This window comes from Dokdonella ginsengisoli, from assembly GCF_042652785.1.
Lineage (GTDB): Bacteria > Pseudomonadota > Gammaproteobacteria > Xanthomonadales > Rhodanobacteraceae > Dokdonella_A > Dokdonella_A ginsengisoli.
In genome coordinates, this window is sequence record NZ_JBHSHD010000003.1 from 1 (window position 1) to 18,226 (window position 18,226).

The window sequence follows — 18,226 nt, forward strand, 5'->3', positions numbered from 1 at the left end:
CCCTGCGGTGCCCACGGCGTCGTGCTGCCGCCGCGGCGGCCGCCCACGGCCAGGGTGCTCGGCTTGTGTGCCTTCAGCTCCGCCAGCTTCGCCTCACGATCCGGGTTCGATGCGCCCGCCTTGCTCAGGCGGTTGCGGTCGATGCGGCTGGTGTGCGGATACAGCACCGCCTTCGCCGCCTCGCGTGCCTCGATCGAGTACGTCAGCGCACTGCTGCCCGCCGCGTTGGCGATGTTCACCTGCTCCGTCGCCGTCGCGTTCGACGCCACCGTGAAGCTCAGCGACGTCGGGGTCACCGTCGCCGCAGGATCGTTCAGCGGCGTTCCGCCGGTGATCGTGATGGCATTGCCGTCACCGTCGAACGCGGTGTCGAGGATCGTCGCCGGGAAGCCGGTCGTGCCGGTGGTCTGCAGATGCACGTAGCCGTAGCAGACGCCGGAAACCGGGAACGTCAGGCGACCGTTGCAGTTGAACTTCACGCCGAGGTAGCCGTCGGTTCCGGCCAGCCAGTCGGCCGCCATGTTGACGCTGCCGCTGGTGCCGGTCGAGAACGTGTTGCTCGACCCGACCGTGTCGCCCGAGTGGAACACCATCGCCTTGCCGCTGCCGTCGATCGCGTACTGGCCGCCGTTGGCGCTGTTGATCTTCCACAGCGTCAGGTTGCTGCTGCTCGACCAGAAGTTGAAGTCCCAGTCACCCGAAACCGGGCCGGCATCGTCCAGCGCACTGGTGACGATGTTCAGCGAGGTACCGGCGGTGGTCGCGGCGATCAGATGGCTCAGCGGACCGGACGCGATGATGCCGTTCTGGCCGCCGGTGGGATTGACCGTCACGCCGACCGGAATGCGGATCAGCGCATTGTCCGGATCGTTGGTGGTCACGCACAGCTTGGCCGAGTAGCTGCCCGGCGCCAGACCGCTGGCGTCGACCGTGACGTCGACGTTGGACGACGAGCCTCCGGCGGTCGAGCCGCTGGTCGGCGTCGCGCTGAGCCACGGAATCGTGGTCGGGTTGTCGCAGGTCTCGCCCGCCGCGCCGCCGGTGTTCACCACCATGATGATGTTGGTGTTGGCGAAGTCCGGACCCAGCGAATGGATCGGCGTCGGCGTGGCGACGCCGCAACCGGCCGCGGCGATGAAGCCCGGGTGCGTTTCCGCCCCCGTGGTCGCGCCGATGTAGAACGGAGCCGTCGTGGCGGCGACTTCCACCACCAGGTCGTTGGCCGCCATGTCGGCCACGCTGGCCGTCACCGGCACGTTGATCAGCGTGCCTTCGTCCGCATCGGTGACCGCCTTGGTGCCGGTACCGATCAGCGTCAGGTTGGCCAGCGGAATCGTATCCACGGCCGTCGAGTGCGCGATCGTGTACAGGTTGACGGTGATCGTCTGGTTGGCACCGGTCTCCTGCATGCCGAGGTCGACGCTGGTGATGTTGCCCGTCGCGCCGGCGTGCTCGCTGAAGTAGAAGCGGCGATAGAGGTGGTTCTCACCCGAGGGGCACGCGACCGAGTTCGCCGCGGCGATCACGGTGTCGGCCGTCTGCGACATCTGCACGTCCTGCAGGGACGCGTGGCTGCCGCCGGGACCCTGCATGGCCTGCGAGTTTCCGTACGACTGGAAGTGCGCCGAGCCGATCGCACCGCCGACCTGCGCCGGCGCGCCACCGCGCGGGGCGCCCAGCGCCGCGGCCGTGTTGATGGACCACGTCAGCGAACCGCCGCCCGTGTTGGCGATGGCCAGGCTCTGCGTCGACGTCGTGTTGGTGTCCAGCGCGTAGGTCAGCGAGGTCGGCGTCACGCTCGCCACCGGATCGCCGCCACCGCCGCCGGTCACCGTCAGCGTGGCCGGAGCCGCCGCCGCGTTGGCACCCGCATCGGTCTGCAGCGCGCCCGCGGCGACGTTGCTGTTGTACGTGCCGGCGCCCGCGGCCTGCACGGTCGCGGTCAGCGTGCACGAACCGTTGGCCGGAATCGTGGAGCCGGAAGCCAGCGCAACACCGCCGGCGACGAAGGTCGCCGCGCCGCTGCCGCACGTCGTCGATGCCGTGCCCGTGACCAGGCCGGCGTCGAGCGAGACGAACAGATCCGAGGTCAGCGCGATCGCCGAGGCGTTCGCGTTGTTGAGCGTGATCGTCGCCGTGCTGTCGGTGTTCACCGCCACGCTGTTCGGCACGAACGCATTCGTCACGGTCGGCGCAATCGCACCGGGCGTGCCGTCGCAGGTGCCGACGCTGGTGTTGTCGATGACGACTTCATCGGCGTCGAGGATATTGTTCTGCGTGCCGGTGCCCTTGGTGCCGATGATGGCCAGGTTTGCGATGTTCTTGGCGAACGCCGCACCGGTGTGGATCAACGTACCGTTGAGGCAGACGTCGTACGTCTGCGCCGCGCGGTCGGTGATGACCTTGACGTCGAAGTACGAGCCGGCCGTCCAGGTCGCGCCGGTGTCGACGTAGCCGATGACGCCGGCGCCGCCGCCGTTCGGATCGAGCACCTGGATCTTGTTGACGCCGCCGGTCGGACGCAGGAAACGCACGCGCGTGACGACCGAGCCCGCCGCCGGATCCTGCGGGGCGAAGTCGAACTCGGTACCGCCGCCGGCGACCGTGATCATCAGCTTGGCGCTGGCGACCGAATAGGCCGTGGTGCCGACCGGCTGGGTCGAGGAAATCGCCGCAACCGTTCCCGATCCCGCCGCGGTCCAGGTCGCGCGCAGGTGCTGCGCACCGGCGGCCGGATTGGCCGTGGAGATGGTCAGGTCGGCGGCCAGACCGCCGCCACGTCCCCAGCCACCCTGGGTGAGGAGATTGCCGACTGCGAACGTCGGCGGCTCGAAGCCGGTGCTGTAGGTCACGAAGCCGGGCGCCGTCGCCTGGAACACCGCGCTCGCTGCGCCGCCGCTGTTGCCGCCGCTCGTCTGCAGGGCGCCGGCTGCCAGCGTGTTGGTGTAGATGCCCGGAGCCGTGGCGGTGACGTCCGCACTGACGGTGCAGCCACCCGGCGGAATCGTCGCGCCGCTGGCCAGCGACACCGCCGTGGCACCGGCCGTCGCCGTGACGGTACCCGTACAGGTCGTCGCCTGGTTCGGAGTCGCCGCGACCTGCATGCCGGACGGCAGGTTGTCGGTCAACGCCGCCGTCAGCGTCAGCGCCGCCGCGGTCGGATTGCCGAGGGAGATGGTCAGCGTGCTGCTGGTGTTGATTTCCGCGTTGTTCGGGCTGAACGCCTTGCTCAGCGGAACCTCGATCGGCGCATTCGCGTCGATGTTGACCGTGTAGTCCTCGGTCTGGCCGAAGCCGGAGGCGTCCACGCCGCAGGCGGCGGGATACACGGGCGGAGTGGCGGAGTTGAAGTACTTGACCACGCGCATGCGCGTCGGACCGGAGGTCGCCGCGGCGGGCACGGCGACGAGGCGCGAGGCCTGCTTGCCGTCGGCGCCGGTGGAATTGACGATCGCGCCGATGTCGTAGCGCTCGGTCGCGTCGTCGAAGGTCTCGTTGCGATCCCAGTCGATGAAGACGCTGTAGGCATTCTGGAAGTTGCCGTCCGAGTTGCCTTCGACGGTGATCGTGTAGCTCGATCCCGGGCGCAAGGCACCGGTGATCGACGTGAAATCCTGATACGAGGCCGCGGCACCGCCGCCGAGCGCCGCCGGCGTGGTGTTGTCGATGCCGTCGATCTTCACGTGCGTGATCGGCTCGTTCGTATTGAACGTGCGCGTGCAATAGGCGGCGAAAGCGGAGCCGCTCGTGACGAGCCCTCCCGCCAGCGCCGCCAGGGCTATCGCTGTCTTCAACCTGCTTCTCATGCCAATACTCCCCAAGGAACGTTTCGGGCAGGCGCAAAACGCCCGCCCAGGCACTGCCGAGCGCGCCGACCAACCGGCGTCCGACAAATCTGGTTCAAAAAGTCAAAAAGTGAATGAGCAGCGCTGACGCCGGCTGCAGGGATGTTCCGTGCTGTATCGCTTCATCGCCTTCCCCAAGGTTCGCGTACGCGCCGAACGTCCGCGCCCTGCCTGGCACGTCGTCGCCCCTGTCCCGTACGCATCGATTTCGCTGCCGCCAACGCTTACCGCGACCCTGAACCCGCGCTGGCTGCCCCCCGAATATATGCCCGTTCTGCGAACTGTAACAACTTTTTTTTATACACCCCGACCGGAAATCGATTGCGCACCGCAACATTCCCGCCGCCGGACGCGCGTCGCCGCGGCGCGCCATCGCTGCATTCTCCGCCGATCGACTACCATGCCCCGCCACGCAGGGCGCGCCGATGCCACGTCCGAACCGCCTCCGTTCATTCCTCGCCGCGCTGCTGCTGATTCCGGCGGCAATCGTGTTCGCCGCCTGGCTGCTGCTGCGCGGCAGCCTGCCGCAGTACGACGGCCGGGTCGCCTCGTCCGCGCTGGCACAGCCGGTCGACGTCGAGCGCGACGCGCTCGGCACCGCGACGTTCCGCGCGAAGAGCCGCCGCGACCTCGTCTGGGCGCTCGGTTTCGTGCACGCGCAGGAGCGCTACTTCGAGATGGATCTGCTGCGCCGCCGCGCGGCCGGCGAGCTGGCGGAGATGTTCGGCGCCGTCGCCCTGCCGGCCGACCGTCTCGCGCGGGCCCATCGCATGCGCGCGCGCATGCAGGCGACCGTCGCGGCGCTGCCGGAATGGCAGCGCGACGAGATCGAACGCTACGCCGACGGCGTCAACGCCGGCCTCGGCGCGCTGTCGGTGCGGCCGTTCGCCTACCTGCTGACGTCCAACACGCCCGCCGCGTGGCGCAGTGAGGACACGCTGCTGGTCGTCGCGGCGATGGCGTTCACGCTGAACGACGCGGAGAACAAGCGCGAACTCGCGCAGGCGCGCATGCGCGCGGCGCTGCCCGAATCGGCGTTCCGCCTCCTGATGGCCGGCGGCGGCGAGTGGGACGCGCCGCTGGCCGGCGCGGCGCTGCCGGTGCCGCCCGTGCCGGCGGCGGCCGACCTCGATCTGCGCTCGCTCGATCCGGCGCTGCTGAAGCCGACCGACACCGCCGTCGCCGCCCTGCCCGGCAGCAACAGCTTCGCGGTCGGCGGCGCGCTCGCGGACGGCGCGGCGCTGGTCGCCAACGACATGCATCTGGAACTGCGCGTGCCGAGCCTGTGGTTCCGTGCGCGCTTCGTGTACTCCACCGACGAAGGCCGTGAAGTCGACGTCACCGGCGCCAGCCTGCCGGGTACGCCGGCGATGATCGTCGGCAGCAACGGCCACGTCGCCTGGGGCTTCACCAACAGCTACATCGACACCACCGACTGGGTCCGCGTGAAACGCGATGCGGCCGATCCGCGACGCTATCTCACCGCGCAAGGGCCCGAACCGCTGGTCGAGAAGACCGAGACCCTGCGCGTGCGCGGCGGCGCGGACGAGACGCTGCGCGTGGAGGAAACGCGCTGGGGGCCGATCCTCGCCGAAGACACCGACGGGACGCCGCTCGCGCTGGCCTGGACGGCGCAGATGCCGGGCGCGTTCAATCTCGACCTGGAGCGGATCGAACGGGCAAGCAACGTCGACGAGGCGACCGCGATCGCGCGCGAGAGCGGGCTGCCGCCGCAGAACTTCGTCGTCGGCGATCGCGACGGGCGCGTCGCGTGGACGATCGCCGGACGCATTCCGCGACGCATCGGCGCGTACGACGCCACGCTACCGGCGGACTGGTCGCAGCCGGGCACCGGCTGGGACGGCTGGCTGCCGGATCACGACTACCCGCGCATCGCCGATCCGTCGTCGCAGCGCCTGTGGACGGCCAATCAGCGCGTGACGGACCTGCCGTGGCTGGCCGTGCTCGGCGACGGCGGCTACGACCTCGGCGCCCGTGCGGGCCAGATCCGCGATGCGCTCGCCGCGCGCGGGCGTTTCGCGCCGGACGACCTGCTGGCGATCCAGCTCGACGACCGCGCACGGTTCCTCGAGCACTGGAAGGACCTGCTGCAGCGCGAGCTCGACCGCGCGCCGGCGTCGGCCCTGACCGACGCGATGCGCCGGGCGCTGAAGGACTGGAGCGGGCACGCCTCGATCGATTCGGTCGCCTATCGCCTGGTGCGCGCGTGGCGCGGCGAGGTCGTCGACACGGTGCTCGACGGTTTCGCCGCGGCGGTACGCCGGCGCTTCCCCGATTTCACCCTGCCCAAGCTCGCGCAGAGCGAATACGCGGTGTGGAAGCTCGTCGACGAACGCCCGGCGCATCTGCTGCCGCCGGGCCAGGCCGACTGGGATGCGCTGCTGCTGGCCTGCGCCGAACGCGCCGGCAAGGCGCTCGACGCACAGCCCGGCGGCATCGCCGCGCGCAGCTGGGGCGAACGCAATACGGCGCGCATCGCGCATCCGGTCTCGCGCGGTCTGCCGGCCTTCCTCGCGCGGTTTCTCGACATGCCGCACGAACCCCTGCCGGGCGACAGCAACCTGCCGCGCGTGCAGGCGCCGGGTTTCGGCGCGTCCGAGCGCTTCGCCGTTGCACCGGGCCAGGAGGCGAAGGGTTTCTTCATGATGCCGGGTGGCCAGAGCGGCCATCCGCTCTCGCCCTACTACGGCAGCGGTCACGCCGACTGGGTCGCGGGCCGGCCGACGCCGTTCCTGCCCGGTCCCGCGCAGCGCGTCCTGCACTTTTCGCCGTAGGCGGGCAAAAAAAGAGGCCTCCGACGGGAGGCCTCGAAATCCATGCGATCCGGAAGGAAAGCGATCGATCAGAGCCGATCGCTTTCCCGCTCAGCGTCGGTCGAGCGGACCGTCGAAGCCGTTCTCGAAGATGGTGTCCGTGTCGGTGGTGCAGGTGACCGCGACGTTGGTCACGTCGGCGTGGATCGTGCCGCTGCCGTTGGCGACGGTGCAGACCTGCGCCGGGCTCGTCGGCTGCGTGTCGACGCTCACGTTGTAGGCAGTGCCGTCCGGCAGGGTGCCAGGGAACGTGAAGGAGCCGTCGCTCGCCACCGCCAGGGTGGTCGATCCGTTCTTCAGCACCAGGCCGCCGCCCTGCAGACCGCTGGCGCTGCCGCCGAGCGTGTAGGTGTCGGCAGCGCAGGTCACGCTGACGTTGGTCACGTTCGAACCGGCGATCGTGCCGCTGCCGTTGGCGACAGTGCAGGTCTGCGCCGAGGGCTGCGTGCCGACGGTGACCGTGTACGCCGTGCCGCTGGTCAGCCCGGCCGGGAACGTGAATGCGCCGTTCGCCGCGACCGGCAGGTCGTTGCCGCCGTTGAGCTTGAGCACCAGACCGCTGCCGCCGAGGCCGCTGACGGTGCCGCCCACGGTGTAGGTGGCCGGTGCGTCGACGACCAGCGAAACCGACACCTCGACGCTGGCCTGCGCCGGATCGTTGGTGGCGACGCAGAGCTTGGCCGAATAGGTACCCGCGGCGAGCGCACCGGCATTCGCGGTCACCGTGACCGACGAGGAGCCGCCGCTGGCCACCGAACCCGACACCGGCGCCACGCTCAGCCAGGCGACGTCCGACGCGCTGCCGCAGCTCGTCGGCGCTTCCGCGATCGAGTAGTTCAGCGTGCTGCCGACGGCACCGTCGTTGCCGATGGTCAGGGTGTCGTCGGCGCTGTCGCCGGCGGTCACGGTGAAGTCGAGCGAGGCCGGCGACACCGTGGCCGACGGATCGGGGATGGCGGCGTCGGACGGGCCGAGCGTCGGCAGCGCGTAGCTGGCCGGCGAGCCGGCCTGCGCGACGTGCAGGTCGCCCTGCGAGTCGACCGGCGGCTTGTTCACCGTCAGCGAGAACGAGAACAGCGTGCCCCAGTCGAGCGTGTTGCCGCTCGCCGGCGCGCTCCACACCGCCTGGTTGCCGCTGGTGCTCACGGTCCAGTCGTTGGCCGCGTCGACGTCGCCGTCGCTGAACCAGGTCGCGCTGACGACGGCGTCCTCGGGCAGCGGCACGGTGAAGCGGTCGAAGCCCTTGTTGCTGACCACGCGCACGTTCGGCGCGCTGCCCTCGGTGACCGCGCGCGCGTAGTCCAGGTTCATGACGACGTAGTCGTAGCGCCAGCTGCCGTTGCCCAGGTCCTTGACCTTGACCGCGAGCTTGGCGTGGCCATCGGTGTTGATCAGTTCCGAACTGCGCGCGTTCGCGCCCGGATTGGCCGGATCGACCCAGCGGTCGACTGCCGGGCCGAGCTTGTAGCCGGAGCCGCCGCCCGGCGACCACTGGCTGCCGCTCCAGTTCGGCGCGCCGGTGACGCTCGCCATCGAGTTGTAGATGTTGATGTCCTCGCGCGCGAGGTACCACGACTCGAACAGATAGGTCGCGCCGGTGTTGAGGCTCGGGCTGATCTGCTGCTCGCGCACGATCAGGCGCTGGTCGTAGTCGCCGTTGCCGCCGCTGTTCTGCGAGCCGTTGCAGTCGGGATCGTAGATCGAGCCGCAGCGTCCCCACACGCCGGTGGCCGGCACGATCTCCGAGCGCGGGCCGAGGTCGGAGCTGGTGTCGTTGTTGCCGGTGCCGTAGGTGTCGGTGCAGCCGCGGCCGAGGATGTGCGAATCGTGGTCGCTCGGATCCAGGCAGTTGCCATTGGTCGTCAGCCACGCGTGCTTCACGCCGGAGCGGCCGATCTGCTCGAGGCGGCCTTCGGCGTCGGTGCGGTACAGGTTCCAGATCAGGTACGGATGCTGGTCGTTGCCGTACGGCGGAAAGTTGCCGCTGAACTTCTGGTTCCACGGAATGCCGGCGGTCCACAGCGCCGTGCTGGTGCCGAGCGCTCCCTGCCCCGGAATCGTCGTCTGCGCCGTGCCGGCGTTGACGTTGTTCTTCAGCGTCGAACTGGGCGTGAACACGACGCGGCCGGTGCCGGACGGACCGGTGCACCCCTGGCAGCGCGTGTAGGACATCTGGAAGTTCTGCATGAACAGGTCGGCCAGGTAGGTGCCGCCGTTCGGTGCGGGATCGCCGTGCCAGTGCGGCGAGCTGCCCAGCGGTACGGCGCCGGTGCCCGACAGCTGCACCTGCGTGGTCAGCGCCAGGTCGGCGATCGGCCAGCCGGCGACGTCGGGCCGGCCGATGCGTTCGGCCAGCGCCTTGCTGATGCGCATGTCCATCGCGCCGACCGACAGCACGCGGTTGTCGTCGACCAGTTCGTACATCAGGCGATCGATGTAGAACCAGGCGACGCCGTCACTGCCGACGAAGTCGAGGATCAGCGCGTCGTCGGGACTGCGGCGCAGGCGGAAATTGCTCAGGTCGATGCGTTCGCCGTTCGACAACTCGATCGAGTAGCCGCCCCTGGCGGTCAGCGAGCCGGCGTCGAAGCCGCGGAAGTAGCCGTGCTCGACGTGGAACTCCAGGCTGCCGCCGCGATGCAGCTCGAAGCGGTCGCGTCCGCGCCAGCTCAATCCGGGCAGCGCCGAGTTCGGCGCGGAAACGTGCAGACCCAGATCGCCGGCGAGATCGCGGTTCCAGCGCACCTCGACCGTGCCGCCCCACGCGGCCCACAGTCCCGGAGCGGAAGTCTGCGTCGGCGCTTCATCCGGCGCCGGCGTCGCAACGGAGGAGGAATCTGCCCGCACACCGGCGCACGCGAAGCCGAGCGCGAGCGCCGAAACGAGTACACGAAATTTCATTGATGGCTACCCCGACAGATCAACGTTCAAATGGGTACCGATCCTGGCAAGCCCGTTCCGGCGATTCCGACCGGACCCGTTCCCTCATCCGCCGAAAGCACCCTCGGCGCCTGCTCGAATCGCGCCGCCGGCGTGGGCCATTGAGCGTCGACATAACCTGTAAAACATAACACTTCGCCCGCCCCGGCGTTTGCGCGGCGCACAAGGTGCGCGGCCCGCGTCACGCCGGCGACGCTACGGCGTCGTCGCCGCGCCAAGCTGCATCAGCTCCGGCGGAGACTTGCCGTAGCCGCCGGCAGCGCTCACGCCGTCGAAGCCGTCGGCGAAGATCCGTTCCTCCGCCGTCGGCTCGTTCCACAGGTCGAACACGTACTGGCCGCGCGTGCGCTCCTTCGGCCCGACCACGAACGGCCGGTTCGATTCGCCGCTGCACAGATCGTTCTCGCCGGGGAAGTCGTTGGCGGCGGCCTCGTCGCGCAGAAACTCGACGTACTCCTTGCTCGCCGTCTGGTAGTACAGGCGCGCCGTCGCGGTGAACGGGCCGACGCGCCCGGCCGGAATCGCGAACGTGTACGCGGCGCTGTCGTAGTTGACCAGCTCGCCGGAACCGGGCGCGGTTTCCGGGTAGGCGCCGGACGGCACCGGCCGCACCTCGTAGCCGTTCGGATCGGCCGCGGTGGCCGGCTTGAAGCCGAGCGGCGGAATGCGGTTGTCCTTCGCCACGCAGTCGTTCAGCACGAAGTGGAACATCTCCTTGCCGCTGCCGTCGACGACGTCGCAGGCGCCGCTGCCGTTGTGGTCCCAGATGCCCTGCAGCACTTCGTACACGCGCGCCTGCGAATCGGCCGTCAGCACGCCGCCGGCCGCGTCGTAGGCCGCGCTCTCGGCCACCAGGGCGCCGGCCGCGTCGCGCAGCTGCACGTTCAGCCACATGCGCCGGCCTTCGCCATAGCCGGTCGGCAGCTTGTGGCCGCTGAGGTTGGTGACCTTGACGTTCAGCGCGATCGTGCCGGCCGCGCCGGCGCCGGGCGCGGTATAGGCGCCGATGGTGGTCTCCACCGCGGCGGCCGAGGCGAGCATCGCCCGCGCGAAGGCGATCGTCTGGTCGAACGAGGCCTCGCGCCCGATGCCCTGCCAGGAATCGGGGATCGTCGACGTGTCGCTGAACTCGCCCTTGATGATGCCCGGCACCCAGGCGTTGCCGCCGGCGAACTCGTGCGTGGGCAGGTTGCCGGTGCGGCTGGGGAAGCCGCCGAGCGTGCAGGCGCTGGCGTCGGGATCCTCGCTGTCGGGCATGTGGCAGCCCTGGCAGGTCTTGCCGGAAGGCGCCGAATACGAACTGCGCTGCCACTCGCTGAAGGTGCGCTCGATCGGGAACGGCACGCCGGTATCGGTGCCGTCGGCGAGCTTGAGCGTCTTCAGCGGACCGGCGGCGGTGTCGGGCGTGGTCACGTCGTGGCACTGCCCGCACATCGCGCTGTCGGCGTGGAACGGCGACTGCGCCCACTCGTGCGGCGGACTGCTGCCGTCGGGCGCGTAGGTGTACGGCCCGCGCCGGCACGGCTCGGTGCCGCCGGGGCACGGCTGGTCGTCCAGCCAGGTCGCGCCGTTGCCCGGCAGTGCCTCGCCGCCCGGCCCCTGCGGCAGCTGGCGATGGCAGAAATGGCAGCCTAGGCCGCTGAAGTCGCCGTACGCGTCCGGCGCGTCGTAGCTGCCCTGCAGCAGGCATCCGGCGGCGCCCTTGGTCACGTCGTTGTCGGGCAGGCCCGAGCCCTGCTTGACCACGCGGCCGCCATACCAGCCTTCGGAGGTGTGGCAGCGCAGGCAGTAGTCACCCACGCCCGGCACGTCGTTGTTGGCGATGTCCAGCGCAGCCCAGAACAGCGGGTCGCGCGTGGCATTGGCCATCATCGAGCCGGACCAGGTCGGATACGGCCGGAACTCGCGCGACGTGGCCGGGCCGCCGGGGCCGTGGCATCCGGAGCAGTCGTCGGACTTCCACAGCAGGTAGGTCAGACCGGGCTGGGTGCCGTGCGGCGTGAAGTCGGTCGCGCCGCCGGCCGGCGCCATCAGCGACGCGATGTGCGCCCAGTCGGCACCGGTGGCTCCGGCGGACGGCGAAATCAGGACAATGGACAGGACGAACAGGAGGCGGAGCAGGGCTGGCGTATGGGGCGAGCGCATGAAGGCAACGGAATCCGTGGCGGGAATGACGTCGTCCGGTGCGAGCCTGTCGAAACACGAGCCCCCCGATAAGACCCGACTCCGCAACGCCGATCCCGAGTGTAGGCCCAAAGGCTCGACGGCGTCACGCTGCGGCCGCGCAGCGCGGCGAAAAGCACGCGCTTTCCGCCTAGGCCAGACCCAGATAGCGCTCGGCGATCGCGCGGTACAGCGCCGGCAGCCGCTCGAGTTCGTCCAGCGCGACGTGCTCGTCGATCTTGTGGATGCTCGCGTTGCACGGCCCGACCTCGACCACCTCGGCGCCGAGCGGCGCGATGAAGCGTCCGTCCGAGGTACCGCCGCCGGTGCTCAGCTCGGGCTCGACCCCGCACAGCGCGCGGATCGAGGCGATGGTCGCGTCGCGCAGCGCGCCGCCGCGCGTCAGGAACGGCTCGCCCGACAGCCACCAGTCCAGGTCGAACGCGACGCGATGGTGATGCAGGGTCGCCTCCACGCGCTCGCGCAGGCCTTCGGCCGTGCTGGCCGTACCGTAGCGGAAGTTGAACACCGCACGCAGCTCGCCCGGGATCACGTTGTCGGCGCCGGTGCCGGCGTTGAGATTGGAGATCTGGAACGAGGTCGGCGGGAACGATTCGTCGCCCTCGTCCCAGCGCTCGGCGGCCAGTTCGGCCAGCGCCGGCGCGAGCCGGTGGATCGGGTTGTCGGCCTTCTCCGGATACGCCACGTGTCCCTGCACGCCGCGCACGCGCAGGCGGCCGGTCAGCGAACCGCGGCGGCCGACGCGCACGAGGTCGCCCAGGTGCCGGCGCGAAGACGGCTCGCCGACCACGCAGGCATCCAGGCGCTCGCCGCGCGCGCGGAAGTCGGCGGCGACGCGACGCACGCCGTCGACCGCGATGCCCTCCTCGTCGGAGGTGAGCAGCAGCGCGACGCGGCCCGGATGGCGCGGATGCGCGCGCACGAACTCCTCCAGCGCGACGACCATCGCGGCGACGCCGGATTTCATGTCCGCCGCGCCGCGCCCGTACAGCCGGCCGTCGCGCACCGCCGGCTCGAACGGCGCGCTCGTCCAGGCCTCGACCGGCCCGCTCGGCACCACGTCGGTGTGGCCGAGGAAGGCCAGCACCGGTCCGTCGCCGCCGTGCGTCGCCCACAGGTTCTCGACCTCGCCGTGGCGCAGGCGCTCGATCGAGAAGCCGGCGCGCGCGAGAATCTCGGCGATCAGGTCCTGGCAGCCGGCATCGGCCGGCGTGACCGAAGGGCGGCGGATCAGGTCGCAGGTGAGTTCGAGGACGGCGGACATGGAAGAGCCGGGATTCGGGATTCGGGATTCGGGATTCGGGATTCGGAGAAGACTACATCGCCGTCATTCCCGCGAAAGCGGGAATCCATTTTCGCTTTGCAAGCGCCAGAGCCTGATGAATTCCGGCTTTCGCGGGAATGACGGCGCACAAACCCACGCGATACCACCTCGCCTCGACGGCTACTTCGCCTCGAACGCCTGCGCGTACAACTTGTCGGTGAATCCCTGCATCACTCGGCCGTCGTCGAACACCGCCAGCGGCCGTCGCACCAGCGCGGGGTGCTCCTTGATCAGCAAGGTCCATTCGGCGTCGCTGCCGGGCGACTTGCGCGCGTCGGGCAGGCTGCGCCAGGTCGTCGAGGCGCGATTGACGAACTTCTCCCAGCCGCCGACCTGCTTCGCCCATTGCTTCAGGGACTCGGCCGGAATGCGCTGTTCGCGGTAGTCGACGAACTCGTAGGCGACCTTCTTGCGGTCGAGCCAGTTGCGCGCCTTCTTGCAGGTGTCGCATTTCTCCAGGCCGTAGATCGTCGTGGTCATGGTCGATTGCTTGCGTGAAGGATGGCGCGGGATTGTAGGTTACGTGCCGCCGGCGCGAGCGATGGGAAGCGAAAGAAGCGCAAAGCCAGGCGCGGACCGGAGCGCAGAAAAACGGATCAAAGATCCTCATCCGTGTTCATTCGTCCCGATCCACATCCTGCCGATCCCTTTCACGCCCGCAGCAGCTCGTTGATCGCCGTCTTCGCGCGCGTCTTCGCATCCACGCGCTTGACGATGACTGCGGCATACAGGCTGTGGCTGCCGTCCGCCGCCGGCAGCGAACCGGCGACGACGACGCTGCCGGCCGGCACGCGACCGTAGCTGACCTCGCCGCTGGCGCGGTCGTAGATCTTGGTCGACTGGCCGAGGAACACGCCCATGCCGATCACGCTGCCCTTCTCGACCACGACGCCTTCGACGACTTCCGAACGCGCGCCGATGAAGCAGTCGTCCTCGATGATGGTCGGATTGGCCTGCAGCGGCTCGAGCACGCCGCCGATGCCGACGCCGCCGGACAGGTGCACGTTGGCGCCGATCTGCGCGCACGAGCCGACCGTGGCCCAGGTGTCGACCATCGTGCCGGCGCCGACGTGCGCGCCGATGTTGACGTAGCTGGGCATCAGCACCGCGTCCCTGGCCACGTGCGCGCCGCGGCGCACCAGCGCGCCCGGCACGACGCGCGCACCGGCGTCGCGGAACGCCGCCTCGTCGGCGCCGGAAAAGCGCAGCGGCACCTTGTCGAAGGCGGCCATCGGACCGCCGTCCATGATGCGGTTCGCGTTGATGCGGAAGTACAGCAGCACCGCCTTCTTCAGCCACTGGTGCACGCGCCAGCCGCCGCTGCCGTCCGGCTCGGCGACGCGCGCCGTGCCGGCTTCGAGCGCATCGAGCGTCTCGTCGATGGCCGGGCGCAGGCGCTCGGCGATTTCGTCTTCGGCGAGCGCGGCGCGGCGCTCCCAGGCGTCGTCGATCAGGGCTTGATGCGATGGCATTGCATTCCTCGTATGGGGGGCCGCGCGAGGTTCGCGCGAGCCGTCCGGCGGCGACGGAATCCGCCGCCGCGGCGAAGCGGAAGTGTACCGAACGCGATGCCGTTGCCGCGCGCCGCGAAGGTCACCGCGGCGCGCGATTCTGCGAAAATGCCGCGCTCGCCCTGCGCAAGGCCAGCCCCGTGTCCGAGGTCGATCCCGCACTCGTCCAAGCCTGGGTCGGCGCGCGTTCGATCGGACGCGGGCTGCCGCTGCCGGTGCCCGACCGCGGCGGACTGCGCGTCGACACGGCCATGCCGCAGGAGCACCGGCGCTACGTCTTCGCGTGCCCGGGCGAAGGCCTGCGCGAACTCGCGCAATCGATCCGCGAACCGCGCGTCGCGCTGAAGCTCGCCGGCACGCGCGAGGAAATGGCCTCGCTGCTGCCGGCCCGATGGGAGATTGCCGAACCCGGCTTCCTGATGACCTGCGAACGGCCGCACGCCGGCGCGGCGGCATGCCCGGACGGATATCGGCTCGAACTGCGCACGATGCAGGCGACGACCCAGGCGCGCATCCTGACCGCGCACGGCGAGCTGGCCGCCAGCGGCTACGCCGTCGAGTACACCGGCGTGTTCGCCTACGACCGCATCGTGACCGAGCCGGCGCACCGCCGGCGCGGGCTCGGCCGCGCGGTGATGGCGGCGCTGGGTTCGGCGCGGCGCTCCGCGGCATCGCGGCCGGTGCTGGTGGCCACGCCGGAGGGCCGGACCCTGTACGCCAGCCTCGGCTGGACGCTGCACTCGCCGTGGACGACGGCGCTCATCCCCGATCCGATGCCCTGAGGCGAACGCGCTCAGCCGGTCGCCTCGACCTCGCCGAGGCGGTCGAGCAGCAGACCGCGCAGGCGCGATTGCACCGCGCCGTCGAGACTGCGGTCGTCCTCGTCGGTCAGCACGAAGAAGTCCTCCACGCGCTCGCCGAACGTCGCGATGCGCGCGTCGTGCACGCGCACGCGTGCGTCGCGCAGCGCCTGCGCGACCTCCGCCAGCAGGCCGGGCCGGTCGCTGCACACCAGGGCCAGCTGGGTCGCCGCGCCGACCGCGCCGAATTCGATCCGCGGCGCGCGCTGGAAATGGCGCAGGCGCCGCGGCAGGGTGCGGCGTGCGACGCGCGCGTCGAGGCGGTCGCCGGACAGCACGCGCGCCAGCGCGGCTTCGAGTTCGCGCGCGCGTTCGGCATCCAGCGCCGCCGACGTCGCCGCGTCGAGCACCTCGAAGGTGTCGAACACCCGGCCACGGCCGGAGGCGAGCAGGCGCGCGCCGAGCACGTCGAAGCCCAGGCGATCCAGCGTGGCCGCGATCGCGGCGAACAGGCCGTCGCGATCGGGCGCGCGCACGAACACCTCGCTGCTGCCGCCGCGCGCCGAGCGCGGCTGCACGGCGACCACCGGATCGACGCCGCCGCTGCGTTCGATCGCGCGCGCCTGCCAGGCGACGAGCTCGGGACGATGGCGCAGGAAGCTCGCCTCCGGGAAGTCGGCCAAGAGGGCTGCGGCGCGATCCGCCTCGACGCCGCCCTCGGCCAGCAGCTCGACCGCGCGCGCGCGGCACGCCTGGGCGCGCACCTCAGCGTGCGGCGGGCTGTCCAGCCCGGCGCGCAGCGCGTAGCGGGCGGCGACGTACAGGTCGGCGAGCAGGCGCGCCTTCCACTCGTTCCACAGCTTGGGATTGGTGCCGGCGATGTCGGCGATCGTCAGCAGGTACAGGTGATCGAGCCGCTCGGTGTCCTCGACCTGGCTGGCGAAGCGATGCACGACTTCCGGATCGGTGATGTCCTGCCGCTGCGCGGTCACGCTCATCAGCAGATGCCAGCGCACCAGCCAGGCGACCAGCTCGACGTCGGCGCGCGGCAGCTCCAGGCGCGTGCCGAACGCACGCGCGTCCTGCTCGCCGAGCACCGAGTGGTCGCCGCCGCGACCCTTGGCGATGTCGTGGAACAGCGCGGCGAGCAGCAGCAGCTCGGGCTTGTCCAGTGCCTCGAACGTGCGGCACGCGAGCGGCAGTTCCTCGCGCGCGGCCGGATCGGCGTAGCGCGCGACGTTGCGCAGCACGCGCAGGGTGTGCTCGTCGACGGTGTAGACGTGGAACAGGTCGTACTGCATGCGGCCGACGACGCGGCGGAACATCGGCAGGATCGCCGCGAGCACGCCGTGGCGGTTCATTCCGGCCAGCGCCTCGACCGCCGGCGCGCCGCGGCGCAGCAGCGCGAGAAAGGCCGCGAGCACGTTGCGATCCTCGGCGAAGCCGCCTCGATGCCGTGCCAGCGCCTGCTGCAGCAGGCGCATCGTCTGCGCCGACAGGCCGCGCAGCCCGGGGTGGTCGAGCAGCACGGCGAACGCGTCGACCATCGCGCGCGGGCGGCGCAGGAACAGGCCGGCGTCGCGCGGTTCCAGCCGCCCGCCGAGCGCGACGAACCATTCGTCCAGCGTCTGCGGCTCGCCGGTGGCGGGCTCGAGCAGCTCCGCGCAACGCTCCTTGAACTGCACGCACAGCCGCTCGGCGATCGTCGCCGCGCGGTAGTAGCGCTGCATGAACTGCTCGACGGCGAGATTCTTCTCGTGCTCGTCGGCATAGCCCAGGTCGGCGGCGAGCCGGCGCTGGTGATCGAACAGCAGGCGCTCCTCGGGGCGCCCGGCGGCCAGGTGCAGGGCGAAGCGGTAACGCCACAGCGTCGCTTCGGAGCGTTCCAGCGCGGCGCGTTCGGTGGCGTCGAGCAGGCCGTGCTCGACCATCGCGGCGAAGTCGGGCGCCGCGGCGATGCGGCGGCCGAGCCAGCGCATCAGGTCCAGCGTGCGCAGGCCGCCGGGCCCGTCCTTCAGGTTCGGCTCGAGGTTGTAGGCGGTGTCGTCGTAGCGCGCGTGCCGCGCCCTCTGCTCGGCGCGCTTGGCGGCGAAGAACTCGGCCGGCGGCCACAGGGCCGGGTCGTCGACGATGGCGGCGAGTTCGGCGGCCTGCGCGGCGTCACCGGCGAGCAGCCGCGCGTCGAGCAGGGCGGTGAACACGCTGACGTCGCCGGCGGCCAGCTCACGGCACTGCGCCGGCGTGCGCACCGCGTGGCCGGGCTTGAGGCCCAGATCCCACAGGCAGGTGAAGAAGGCTTCCAGCGCGCGCGCCTGGCGCGACGCCGCTTGCGGCTGCACCAGCACGAGCAGGTCGACGTCGGACTGCGGAAACAGCACGCCGCGGCCGAAGCCGCCGACGGCGAACAGCGCGCAATCGGCCGCCTCGCCCAGGCAGGCCTGCCAGACGTGGGCGACGACGCTGCCGATCGCGTTCGCTCGTGCGCGCACCAGGTCGCGCGCGTCCGCTCCGCTGCGGAACGCCAGCGCGAGGCTGCGATCGACGTCGCCGAGCACCTGGCGCAGCGCCAGCCGCGCCTGGGCCGACACGCCGCTGCGCGGCATCGCCGGCGGCAGGCGCGGCAGCGGCGGCAGGACGTGGGAGGGATGGGAGGGCATGCCCCCTACTCTAGCGGTCCTGCTTGTCGAGTGGATGCAGGTCGAGTGGATGCGGGGACTTCAAGGAAGCGTTTCTCGCAGAGGCGCAGAGGTCGCAGAGGGAGAAAAGCTTTTCCTCCGCGTTCCCTGCG

9 protein-coding genes are annotated in these 18,226 nt (G+C 70.6%); 2 read left to right on the forward strand and 7 right to left on the reverse strand.

Translation table 11 applies throughout. The features are described from left to right. Positions 1-3,794: beta strand repeat-containing protein (locus ACFO6Q_RS02125; RefSeq protein ID WP_380018844.1), on the reverse strand; the 3,794-nt coding region annotated here is incomplete at its 3' end. Positions 3,795-4,270: 476 nt separating this feature from the next. Between ACFO6Q_RS02125 and ACFO6Q_RS02130 the strand changes: the two genes are divergently transcribed. Then, a complete protein-coding gene (locus ACFO6Q_RS02130; RefSeq protein WP_380018846.1) occupies positions 4,271-6,640 on the forward strand; it encodes a penicillin acylase family protein in 2,370 nt (789 codons plus the stop codon). A 90-nt stretch (positions 6,641-6,730) separates the two neighbouring features. Here the strand turns inward: ACFO6Q_RS02130 and ACFO6Q_RS02135 are convergent, their stop codons facing one another. From ACFO6Q_RS02135 to dapD, 5 genes are all read right to left on the reverse strand, one after another. Then, entirely contained in the window at positions 6,731-9,580 is a 2,850-nt protein-coding gene (locus ACFO6Q_RS02135; protein ID WP_380018847.1) for a BACON domain-containing protein, read from the reverse strand. Between the two features lie 234 nt (positions 9,581-9,814). Then, positions 9,815-11,764: a hypothetical protein gene (locus ACFO6Q_RS02140; RefSeq protein ID WP_380018848.1), complete on the reverse strand. Its 1,950-nt coding sequence runs from the start codon at positions 11,762-11,764 to the stop codon at positions 9,815-9,817. A 169-nt stretch (positions 11,765-11,933) separates the two neighbouring features. After that, positions 11,934-13,067, reverse strand: coding sequence for a succinyl-diaminopimelate desuccinylase (gene dapE / locus ACFO6Q_RS02145; RefSeq protein WP_380018849.1), 1,134 nt, complete (start codon positions 13,065-13,067; stop codon positions 11,934-11,936). Between the two features lie 180 nt (positions 13,068-13,247). Continuing rightward, positions 13,248-13,607, reverse strand: coding sequence for a Spx/MgsR family RNA polymerase-binding regulatory protein (locus ACFO6Q_RS02150; RefSeq protein ID WP_380018850.1), 360 nt, complete (start codon positions 13,605-13,607; stop codon positions 13,248-13,250). Between the two features lie 170 nt (positions 13,608-13,777). Beyond that, the gene (gene dapD / locus ACFO6Q_RS02155) at positions 13,778-14,737 is read right to left on the reverse strand and encodes a 2,3,4,5-tetrahydropyridine-2,6-dicarboxylate N-succinyltransferase (RefSeq protein WP_417323380.1); all 960 of its coding nucleotides are present in this window, start codon (positions 14,735-14,737) and stop codon (positions 13,778-13,780) included. A gap of 41 nt (positions 14,738-14,778) precedes the next feature. Between dapD and ACFO6Q_RS02160 the strand changes: the two genes are divergently transcribed. Beyond that, positions 14,779-15,420, forward strand: coding sequence for a GNAT family N-acetyltransferase (locus tag ACFO6Q_RS02160; protein WP_380018852.1), 642 nt, complete (start codon positions 14,779-14,781; stop codon positions 15,418-15,420). A gap of 11 nt (positions 15,421-15,431) precedes the next feature. On the opposite strand, the gene glnD is transcribed toward ACFO6Q_RS02160, so the two are convergent. Then, a complete protein-coding gene (gene glnD / locus ACFO6Q_RS02165) occupies positions 15,432-18,095 on the reverse strand; it encodes a [protein-PII] uridylyltransferase (RefSeq protein ID WP_380018853.1) in 2,664 nt (887 codons plus the stop codon). Positions 18,096-18,226: the final 131 nt, after the last annotated feature.